Source organism: Methylobacterium aquaticum (genome assembly GCF_001043915.1).
GTDB lineage: Bacteria > Pseudomonadota > Alphaproteobacteria > Rhizobiales > Beijerinckiaceae > Methylobacterium > Methylobacterium aquaticum.
Genome location: NZ_LABX01000229.1, coordinates 1 through 2,036, shown reverse-complemented (window position 1 = coordinate 2,036; position 2,036 = coordinate 1). Strand labels below are relative to the sequence as shown.

General features: G+C 73.8%; 3 protein-coding genes. 2 read left to right on the top strand and 1 reads right to left on the bottom strand.

What is annotated here, in order from left to right; translation table 11 throughout:
* A partial coding sequence (locus VP06_RS26235; RefSeq protein ID WP_048466753.1) for a DUF2076 domain-containing protein occupies nt 1-610 on the bottom strand: 610 nt, incomplete at its 3' end.
* Between the two features lie 362 nt (nt 611-972).
* Between VP06_RS26235 and VP06_RS26230 the strand changes: the two genes are divergently transcribed.
* Both VP06_RS26230 and VP06_RS26225 read left to right on the top strand, forming a co-directional pair.
* Nucleotides 973-1,161: a hypothetical protein gene (locus VP06_RS26230; RefSeq protein ID WP_048466752.1), complete on the top strand. Its 189-nt coding sequence runs from the start codon at nt 973-975 to the stop codon at nt 1,159-1,161.
* Between the two features lie 38 nt (nt 1,162-1,199).
* Nucleotides 1,200-2,036, top strand: an 837-nt coding sequence (locus VP06_RS26225) for an alkene reductase (RefSeq protein ID WP_048466754.1), incomplete at its 3' end; no start/stop codon positions are given.

Below are 2,036 nucleotides of genomic sequence, written 5' to 3'. Positions count from 1 at the left end.
GGGGGGCGCCCCCCGCCCGGCGGTGGCCGGCCTTCCTGCCGAGCGAGGAATGCCCGCCCGGGAAGCCGTTGCGGAGCGCGTGGCCGAGACGCAGCCCCCCCGCCGCGCCCGCCGCCATCGGCAGGGCCGTGGCGAGGAAGCCGCCGCCGCGCGCCTGCGGCGCCTGCGGCTGCTGGCCGCCCCAGGGAGCGCCCTGCTGCGGGGCGTAGCCGGGCTGCTGCGGCGGATAGCCCTGCGGAGGCGCGCCATAGCCGGGCTGCTGGCCGTAACCGCCGCCCTGGTTGCCCCAGGCGCCGGCGCGTTGCGGCTCGGGCCGCGCGCCGCCACCGCCGCCGAAGATGCTCGAGAAGAAGCCGCCGCCGCCGGAGCCCTGGGGAGCGCCCTGGCCGCCGCGCTGCGCCTCCGCCCGGGCCTGTTCGAGCTGCTGGTTGAGGCTCTTGATCGCCTCCTCCTGCACGTAGACGAGCTGCGCCAGGGCGTAGGGGGCGTAAGGCTGGGCGCGGATCTTGTCGGCGATGAAGCGCTCTGCGTCGGCATCGCGGGGCTGCTGCGCGGCCTGCTCCAGTCGCCTGAATATGCCGTTGATGACGTCGCGTTCTTCGCTGTTCATGGAGCCGTACTCCTTCGGTTGCCGGTGGGCGGGCCCGGCCCGGCGCCCACGAGATGGGAGGGGGGCCGGCATTTGTCACGGGGCTGGAACGCTCGGCGGGAGCATTTTCGCCCCTCTCCTGCATTACGTTTTCGACACGTTGCATCATCCCGGCTCCCCGCCGCGCGCCGCCGCGGAGATCGTGTCCCTTGGAGTGGTGTCGCTGACGGAAAGCGGGAGAGCCCGCCTGCGCGCCCTCACGGCGCTGGAGCAGGCGGTCTCTCTCGCCCGATCCGGCGCTTGGCCGCCCCGCATGTCCGGCCGGGCTGGACAGGAGGCGGTTCCCGTCGTTTCCTGCCGCCCGATCATCGGGGGGCGACAGGATGTGCAGGGCGGCCATTCACGGTCTGGCTTTTCTCGGCCTGATGCTGCCAGTCGGGGCGCTCGCGCAGACCGCGACGAACCTCGTCGCCCTCCAGGAGTTCGCCACGGTCAGCGCCCTCCCGGCGACGGCGGAGGGATGGGCGGCGCTCGCCGCCTCGCGCCGGCCGCCGCAGCCGACGACCCGCTGACGCCCCGGCCCATCTTCCCACGCGCAGCGGAGTTCCCGATGCCCAGCCTTCTCGATCCGATCCGGCTCGGCGCGCTCGATGCGCCGAACCGGGTGTTCATGGCGCCGCTCACCCGGGCGCGGGCGACCCGCGACCACGTGCCGACCGACCTGATGGTGGCGTATTACGCCCAGCGCGCCTCTTCCGGCCTCATCATCTCGGAGGCGACCGGGATCAGCCCGCAGGGGCTCGGCTGGCCCTACGCGCCGGGACTGTGGAACCCCGAGCAGGTGGATGCCTGGCGCCCGGTCACCGCCGCCGTGCACGCGGCGGGCGGCAGGATCGTGTCGCAGCTCTGGCATATGGGGCGGGTGGTCCATCCGAGCCTGCCCGGGCGCGGCCAGCCGGTCTCGTCCTCGGCGACCACGATGCCGGGCCTGGCGCGGACCTACGAGGGCAAGGCGCCCCATGTCGAGGCCCGCGCCATGACCGAGGACGACATCCGTGCCGTCCTCGACGATTACCGGCAGGCGGCCCGCAACGCGCGCGAGGCCGGCTTCGACGGCGTGCAGATCCACGCCGCGAACGGCTACCTCATCGACCAGTTCCTGCGCGACAACGCCAATTTCCGCACCGACCGCTATGGCGGTTCGATCGAGAACCGGATCCGGTTCCTGCGCGAGGTCGTGGCGGCGGTGGCCGAGATCGTCGGGCCGGAGCGCACCGGCGTGCGGCTGTCGCCGAACGAGGAGCGCCAGGGGGTGAACGACAGCAACCCCGAGCCGCTGTTCGAGGCCGCCTCCGCGGCGCTCTCCGCGCTCGGCCTCGCCGTTGGGGCCCTCATAGCCGGGCTCGCGCACCTCGAGGCAGTCGATGCCGAGCGCGGAGAGCGCCGC